Consider the following 6,330-nt stretch of genomic DNA (forward strand, 5'->3'; position numbering starts at 1 on the left):
TGCACACACCTGAGGGACTTGACTTGGAGCGCGCTCGAAGATCCATGCTTCGTGTCGTCGACGACACGCGCTGACAAGCGCTCACGAGGGGAATCCGCATGCGCTACCGCACGATCGGCCAGGACCCGACGACCCGGCGGGAGGTGAGCGTGCTGAGCCTCGGCGCCATGCGGTTCGGCACGGTGACCGACGAGGCCACGTCGTTCGCGATTCTCGACCGGTACGCCGAGGCCGGCGGCACGTTCATCGACACGTCGAACAACTACGCGTTCTGGGTCAACGGCACTCAGGGCGGCGAGAGCGAGGAACTCCTCGGCCGGTGGATCCGCAGCCGCGGGAGCGCTGACGGGATCACGATCGCCACCAAGCTCGGGGCCCGGCCCAACTCGCCCACCAGCACCTTCACCCGCGACATCGAGGGTTTGTCGGCCGCGGCCGTCCGCGAGTCCGCCGAGCGCAGCCGCGAGCGGCTCGGCGTGGACCGGCTGGACCTGCTGTACGCGCACGTGGAGGACCGGGACGTACCGGTGCGCGAGACCGTGGAGGCGTTCGCGGAGCTGGTCGCCGAGGGCACGGTGGGGCTGCTGGGCGTGAGCAACCACTGGGCGTGGCGGGTGGAGCGGGCGCGGTCCCTGGCCGCGTCGGCGGGGCTGCCCGGCTACGAAGTCCTCCAGTACCACCACAGCTATCTGCGCCGCCGTACCGACCTGCCGACGCTGCGCTCGCCGGACGGGGAGCTGGGCGTCGTCGCGGGAGACCTGCTGAGCTATGTCCGCGCGGAGCCCTCGCTCGCGCTGGTCGCCTACTCCCCGCTGCTCGGCGGCGCCTACGTCCGCGACGACAAGCCCCTCGACCCGGGTCTCGACCACGCGGGCACTCCCGCCCGTCTGGAAGCCCTGCGGGCCGTGTCCAAGGAGACCGGCGCGACGCCGAACCAGGTCGTCCTGTCCTGGCTGATCGGCGGCGAGATTCCGGTGATCCCACTGGTCGGCGCGTCGTCGGCGGCCCAGTTGGACGAGAGCCTGGCCGCGGTGGACCTGGACCTGACGGCGGACCAGCGCGCCCGGCTCGACGAGGCGTGCTGACGGACGCGGTTTGCCCTGGAGTGCTCTCCAATGCGTAGTTTCGAAGCATGACCACTGCACAGCACAGGATCGGCTCGGGCTTCGGTGCCCGGAGCACCACACAGGACGTTCTGCACGGGATCGACCTCACCGGACGGCTCGCGATCGTCACGGGCGGCTATTCGGGTCTCGGGCTGGAGACGACACGGGCGCTGGCCGGCGCCGGCGCCCGTGTCGTCGTACCCGCACGACGGCGCCCGGCCGCCGAGGAGGCGGTCGCGGGCATCGACGGTGTGGAGATCGACGAACTGGACCTCACCGATCCGCACAGCGTCCGCGATTTCGCCGAGCGCTTCCTCGCCTCCGGCCGCGGCGTCGACATGATGATCAACAATGCCGGTGTCATGGCCAGCCCCGAGACCCGCGTCGGACCGGGCTGGGAAGGGCAGTTCGCGACCAACCACCTCGGCCACTACGCGCTTGTCAACCGGCTCTGGCCGGCGATCGCGCGCGGCGGCGGGCGCGTCGTCTCGGTGTCCTCAAGGGGCCATCAACTCTCGGACATCCGCTGGGACGACCTGCAGTTCGCGCACGGCTACGACAAGTGGCAGGCGTACGGCCAGGCGAAGACGGCCAATGTGCTGTTCGCCGTACACCTCGATGCGCTCGGCAAGGACGCCGGAGTCCGGGCGTTCGCCGTCCACCCCGGCGAAATCATGACCGAGCTGGTGCGTCACCTCGCCACGGAGGAGATGGTCGCCGCCGGTTGGATCGACGAGGACGGCAAGCTGCTGAGCCCCTCGTTCAAGACGCCCGAGCAGGGTGCGGCGACACAGGTCTGGGCGGCCACCTCCCCGCAGCTGGCCGGCATGGGCGGCGTCTACTGCGAGGACTGCGACATCGCGGAGACGACCACCGGGGGTACGGGCGAGCTGACCATCGGCGTACGTGCCTACGCAACGGATCCGGAGCGCGCGGCGCGCCTGTGGAGGCTCTCGGCCGAGCTCACCGGAGTCGACGCGTTCGCGGCTGCCGGCTGACTCATCACGGTGACGGTGTCATCCGATCAATCGCCGCCCTCGTCTCCGAAAACCCGGACAGAAGGGTATTGCTGACGCCCATACATCTGATAAATATGCGGCGGCGCGGAGATCAGGGGGCGATGACACGATGCTCAGCACCGCACTGGGGCGCAGCGGGTGTCCGGTGACCGAACTGTCCTTCGGGGCTGCCGGTATCGGCAATCTGTACTCCGCCGTTCCGGAGGAGACGGCGGCGGCCGCCGTCGGCGCCGCCTGGGACGTGGGCGTCCGTTATTTCGACACCGCTCCGCACTACGGGCTCGGCCTGTCCGAGCGGCGGCTCGGGGCGGCGCTGCGCGGCCGCCCCCGGGACGCGTTCACGCTCTCCACCAAGGCGGGGCGGCTTCTGGAGCCCGCGGACCGGAGCGCCGGCGGTTCGGTGGGAGACGACCTCGGCAACGGCTTCGCGGTGCCGGCGACACACCGCCGCCGCTGGGACTTCAGCGCGGACGGTGTGCGCCGCAGCATCGAGGACAGCCTGGAGCGGCTCGGCCTGGACCGGATCGACATCGTCTATCTCCATGACCTGGACGAGCACGGCGAGCAGGCCATCCGCGAGGCGTATCCGGCGCTGGAACGGCTGCGCGCGGAGGGGACGGTACGGGCGATCGGCGCGGGCATGAACCAGGCGGAGATGCTCACCCGCTTCCTCCGTGACACGGATGCCGACGCGGTGCTGTGCGCGGGCCGGTTCACGCTGCTCGATCAGCGGGCCGCGCGGGAGCTGCTGCCGGAGGCGGCGGCGCGCGGCCGGAGCGTCGTGATCGGCGGAGTGTTCAACTCCGGTCTGCTGGCGGATCCGAAGCCGGGGGCGACGTACGACTACCGGGCCGCCGACCGGGCCGTCCTGGACCGGGCGCTGCGCATCAAGGCCGTGGCCGAGCGGCACGGCGTACCGCTGCGGGCGGCGGCACTGCGCTTCCCGCTGCGGCATCCGGCGGTGGCGAGTGTGCTGGTGGGGGCGCGTTCCCCGGACGAGATCGAGGACGCGGCGGCCATGCTGGCCGTGCCCGTACCCGAGGCACTGTGGGCCGAACTGGAGGAGGAGGGGCTGGTGGAGCCGTCATGAGGGTCGCGCTGCACACCAGGGTCCGTGCCGAGGCGATCACCGCGTACGAGGCCGCGCACCGCGAGGTGCCGGACGAGCTGCGCGAGGCGATCCGCGCCGCCGGCGCCACCTCCTGGACGATCTGGCGCAGCGGTACCGAGCTGTTCCATCTCATCGAATGCGCCGACTACGCCCGGCTGCTGGCGGAGCTGGAGGGCCTCCCGGTGAACATCGCCTGGCAGGCACGGATGGCCGAGCTGCTCGATGTCGTGCACGACTACTCCGCCGAGGGCGCCGGGGCCGGGCTCCCCGTCGTCCGGGAGCTCTGAGCGCGGTGCGGATCGTCGACGCCCACCACCATCTCTGGGATCTGTCCGTACGCGATCAGGACTGGATCACCGGTCCTGAACTCGCCCCGATCCGGCGTGACTTCCTCCTTCCGGAGCTGCGTTCCGAGGCGGCCGCGGCCGGGGTGCACGCGACCGTGCTCGTGCAGACGGTCACGGTGCCGGAGGAGACCCCGGAGTTCCTCGCGCTCGCCGACGGCAGCGATCTCGTCGCGGGCGTGGTGGGCTGGACGGATCTCACCGCGCCCGGTGCGGCGGACGCCCTGGCCGCGCTGCGTGAACTGCCGGGCGGCGAGCGGCTCGTCGGCATCCGTCATCAGGTTCAGGGCGAGCCGGATCCCGAGTGGCTGCTGCGGGACGACGTCCGGCGCGGGCTGTCCGCGGTCGCGGCGGCCGGGCTCGTGTACGACCTGGTGATCCTGCCCCACCAGTTGAAGGCCGCGGCGCAGGCGGCTGCCGCGCACCCCGGGCTGACGTTCGCCCTCGACCATCTGGGCAAGCCGCCGGTCGCGCGTGGCGAGCCGGAGCCGTGGGCCTCCTCGGTCCGGGAGCTGGCGGCGCTGCCCAACACCGTGTGCAAGCTGTCCGGGATGGTGACGGAGGCGGACCACCGGGAGTGGACGGTGGACGATCTGCGGCCGTACGCGCGGACGGTCCTGGACGCCTTCGGCCCCGGCCGGCTGATGCACGGCTCCGACTGGCCGGTGTGCCGGCTGGCGTCCTCGTACGCCGGGGTGCTGGCCACGGCGCGCACGTTGACGCAGGAGCTGAGCGAGGAGGAGCGGGCCCTGGTGTTCGCGGGGACCGCCGACCGCGTCTACGGACTCGCCGGCGGCTGACCTGCCTGTTCCAGGAGGCCGACAAGGGTCGGGACATGGCTGCCCTCGATGCTCTTCACCGAGGTGACGAGGGTGACCGGCCCGCCGTGGGCGAGGCCGAGCAGGTGGTCCAGGGCCTTGGCCGCCGGCCCGTGTTCCAGCTCCTGCCGGTAGCGGGCGTCGAACTCCTCGTAGCGCGAGGAGTCCTTGTGGTACCAGTTCCGCAACTCGTTGGACGGAGCGACCTCCTTGAGCCACTCGTCGACGGCCGCCCGCTCCTTGGAGACTCCTCTGGGCCAGAGCCGGTCGACGAGGACGCGCGTGCCGTCGTCCGGTTCCGGCTCGTCGTAGACCCTGCGCACGGTGATGGTGACCATGCCGTCAGCCTGATGCGGACCGCCGTGCGGCGCAAGCGCGACGTCTTCTCATTTCGTCGTATTGACGATAAGCAGCTACCCCGATATCGTCGCAGTGACGAAAACAGGGGGTTTCCTCATGGCCGACATCACCAGGCGCTTCGGATGGCGCCATCTCCGCTCCGCTCCCACCGTCCACGTCCGCCACCACCGGCGCGGCCGGCTCGCCCATGACGGACCCGGCCTCAGCTTCTGGTTCCGCGCCCTGACCGCCGCACTCTCCGAAGTACCGGTCGACGACCGGGAGCTGGCCATGACGTTCCACGCCCGGACGTCCGACTTCCAGGACGTCTCGGTGCAGGCGACCGTGACGTACCGGATCAGCGAACCGGCCACCGCCGCCGCCCGGCTGGACTTCTCCGTCGATCCCGACACCGGCGTCTGGCGCGGCGCCCCGCTGGAGCAGATCTCCACCCTGCTCACCGAGACCGCCCAGCAGCACGCGCTCGACGTCCTGGCCCGTACGCCGCTGTCGGCGGCCCTGGTCGACGGCGTCGCCGCGGTACGGGAGCGGATCTCCGGCGGGCTGGGCGAGGAGCCGCGACTGGCCGCCACCGGGATCGAGGTGGTGGCCGTACGCGTGATCGCCCTGCGGCCCGAGCCCGAGGTCGAGCGGGCCCTGCGCACCCCCGCGCGCGAGCAGATTCAGCAGGAGGCCGACCGCGCGACCTACGAACGGCGGGCCGTCGCCGTCGAACGCGAACGGGCCATCGCCGAGAACGAGCTCGCCAGCAGGATCGAACTGGCCCGCAGGGAAGAGCAGTTGGTCGAGCAGAAGGGCACCAACGCCCGGCGCGAGGCCGAGGAGAGCGCCGCGGCCGACGCCGTACGCGCGCAGGCGGAAGCCGCCCGCCAGGTACGGCTGGCCGAGGCCGAGGCGACGGCGGCACGCGAGGTCGGCAAGGCGCGGGCCGAGGCCCAGGCGGCCTGGCTGCGTGTGCACGCCGAGGTGGACCCGGCGACCCTGCACGCACTGGCCGTGACCCGGCTCGCCGAGAACCTGCCGCGCGTGGACAGCGTCACCCTCTCGCCCGATGTCCTCACCGGGCTCCTCGCGAGGCTGGGATGAGTCTCGCCCCGCGTGCGGTGCTCGTGCACCGCACCACCGAGTACGAGGAGCTGCTCGCCCGGCACGGCACCCATGGCCAGGCCGAGTTCTTCCTGTCCTCGCGCGGCCGGAGCATCCGGGAGGTGGCGGAGCGGCACCACCGCGCCCGGCGGGTGCTCGCGGACGTGGCGGCGGCCGTGCCGGTGCAGTGGCGGCAGGCCCGGGCGGAGCGCGGCGACCTCGACCGGTTTCTCTTCGCGCCCGAGGACGTGGTGGTCGTGGTGGGCCAGGACGGGCTCGTCGCCAACACCGCGAAGTACCTCTCGGGCCAGCCTGTGGTGGGGATCGACACCGACCCCGGCCGGGGCCTCGGTGTCCTCGTACGGCACCGGGCGGCGGACGCGGCCCGGCTGCTGCGGGCCGCGGTCGGCCGCGGCGCCGCGGCCGACGAACTCACCATGGTGGAGGCCGTCGCCGACGACACCCAGCGGCTGCTCGCGCTCAACG

7 protein-coding genes and 1 pseudogene are annotated in these 6,330 nt (G+C 72.1%); 7 read left to right on the forward strand and 1 reads right to left on the reverse strand.

Features of this window, described 5'->3' with window-relative positions:
* Positions 1-98 precede the first annotated feature (98 nt).
* The 5 genes from ACWGI8_RS36915 (at position 99) to ACWGI8_RS36935 (ending at position 4,380) form a co-directional block, all read left to right on the forward strand.
* On the forward strand, positions 99-1,085 hold the full coding sequence (locus ACWGI8_RS36915) for an aldo/keto reductase (protein WP_453667806.1): 987 nt from the start codon (positions 99-101) through the stop codon (positions 1,083-1,085).
* A 47-nt stretch (positions 1,086-1,132) separates the two neighbouring features.
* Positions 1,133-2,104 (forward strand): SDR family NAD(P)-dependent oxidoreductase, encoded by a 972-nt coding sequence (locus ACWGI8_RS36920; protein WP_453667807.1) that lies wholly within the window; start codon positions 1,133-1,135, stop codon positions 2,102-2,104.
* A 130-nt stretch (positions 2,105-2,234) separates the two neighbouring features.
* Positions 2,235-3,215 (forward strand): aldo/keto reductase, encoded by a 981-nt coding sequence (locus tag ACWGI8_RS36925; protein WP_453667808.1) that lies wholly within the window; start codon positions 2,235-2,237, stop codon positions 3,213-3,215.
* Positions 3,212-3,523, forward strand: a complete 312-nt coding sequence (locus ACWGI8_RS36930) for an L-rhamnose mutarotase (protein ID WP_453667809.1) — start codon at positions 3,212-3,214, stop codon at positions 3,521-3,523. The genes ACWGI8_RS36925 and ACWGI8_RS36930 overlap by 4 nt, the downstream gene beginning before the upstream one ends.
* 5 nt (positions 3,524-3,528) lie before the next feature.
* Positions 3,529-4,380, forward strand: a complete 852-nt coding sequence (locus ACWGI8_RS36935; protein ID WP_453667810.1) for an amidohydrolase family protein — start codon at positions 3,529-3,531, stop codon at positions 4,378-4,380.
* Here ACWGI8_RS36935 and ACWGI8_RS36940 read toward each other — a convergent pair.
* Positions 4,359-4,736: a DUF488 domain-containing protein gene (locus ACWGI8_RS36940; protein ID WP_453667811.1), complete on the reverse strand. Its 378-nt coding sequence runs from the start codon at positions 4,734-4,736 to the stop codon at positions 4,359-4,361. The two genes, ACWGI8_RS36935 and ACWGI8_RS36940, sit on opposite strands and share 22 nt — an antisense overlap.
* Before the next feature lie 118 nt (positions 4,737-4,854).
* Between ACWGI8_RS36940 and ACWGI8_RS36945 the strand changes: the two genes are divergently transcribed.
* Both ACWGI8_RS36945 and ACWGI8_RS36950 read left to right on the forward strand, forming a co-directional pair.
* On the forward strand, positions 4,855-5,844 hold the full coding sequence (locus tag ACWGI8_RS36945; RefSeq protein ID WP_453667812.1) for an SPFH domain-containing protein: 990 nt from the start codon (positions 4,855-4,857) through the stop codon (positions 5,842-5,844).
* Positions 5,841-6,330 (forward strand): annotated as a pseudogene (locus ACWGI8_RS36950) (hypothetical protein); the annotation flags it as partial. The gene ACWGI8_RS36945 and the pseudogene ACWGI8_RS36950, both read left to right, overlap by 4 nt.

It is taken from the genome of Streptomyces sp. NPDC054841, from assembly GCF_053611045.1.

Bases quoted from the DNA above. Each gene is read 5' to 3' on its own strand.
- ACWGI8_RS36925 (WP_453667808.1), top strand. From the start codon at position 2,235: ATGCTCAGCACCGCACTGGGGCGCAGCGGGTGTCCGGTGACCGAACTG.
- ACWGI8_RS36945 (WP_453667812.1), top strand. From the start codon at position 4,855: ATGGCCGACATCACCAGGCGCTTCGGATGGCGCCATCTCCGCTCCGCT.
- ACWGI8_RS36920 (WP_453667807.1), top strand. From the start codon at position 1,133: ATGACCACTGCACAGCACAGGATCGGCTCGGGCTTCGGTGCCCGGAGC.
- ACWGI8_RS36940 (WP_453667811.1), bottom strand. From the start codon at position 4,736: ATGGTCACCATCACCGTGCGCAGGGTCTACGACGAGCCGGAACCGGAC.
- ACWGI8_RS36915 (WP_453667806.1), top strand. From the start codon at position 99: ATGCGCTACCGCACGATCGGCCAGGACCCGACGACCCGGCGGGAGGTG.
- ACWGI8_RS36930 (WP_453667809.1), top strand. From the start codon at position 3,212: ATGAGGGTCGCGCTGCACACCAGGGTCCGTGCCGAGGCGATCACCGCG.